The 515-nt window shown below is 28.0% G+C and carries 1 protein-coding gene; it reads left to right on the top strand.

The window, feature by feature from the left end:
* Window positions 1-142 precede the first annotated feature (142 nt).
* Window positions 143-430, top strand: a complete 288-nt coding sequence (locus CLPUN_RS13300; protein ID WP_077847753.1) for a hypothetical protein — start codon at window positions 143-145, stop codon at window positions 428-430.
* Window positions 431-515: the final 85 nt, after the last annotated feature.

The following is a 515-nucleotide window of genomic DNA, read 5'->3' as shown; positions in this document are numbered from 1 at the left end:
TACCCTTTATTATTAATAGTTGAGATTTACAATATTATAATGCAAAAATCACTTACTATAAGTATATGTAATCAATGTTAAAAGTAAGTCTATATAAGGGATATGAGGTTATTACCACGAGATATAACTAGGAAGGTGAACTATGGATGAAATAAACATAATTATCGGAATGGCATCAGCTCTAATTGGAATTTTAGTTGGAGCTATTGGACTTAAAAGAACATTTAAAAATGATATTAAAGAGGAAAGTAACTCCCAAACAAAGTTAGAAATACAGCTTAATTATATATCTAGGGGTGTTGATGATATTAAATTAGATATGAAAATGCAAGACAATAAAATCAATAGAGTCATAGAAAGAGTTGCCAAAGTTGAGGAATCAGCAAAATCAGCACATAAAAGATTAGATGATTTAGAAGGAGATAGATAATATGAAAGAATTATTAATTAATCAAATTGCACCAATAGCAGCAACTGCAATAGTAGGCATATTAGTAGCAATTATTAAAAGTGTT

The organism is Clostridium puniceum (assembly GCF_002006345.1).
Taxonomy (GTDB): domain Bacteria; phylum Bacillota; class Clostridia; order Clostridiales; family Clostridiaceae; genus Clostridium; species Clostridium puniceum.
The sequence above is the reverse complement of the archived record's forward strand: the minus strand, read 5'-3'. Positions and strand labels throughout refer to the sequence as shown.

Excerpts from the sequence above, each read along its gene's own strand:
- CLPUN_RS13300 (WP_077847753.1), top strand. The coding sequence starts at position 143 with ATGGATGAAATAAACATAATTATCGGAATGGCATCAGCTCTAATTGGA.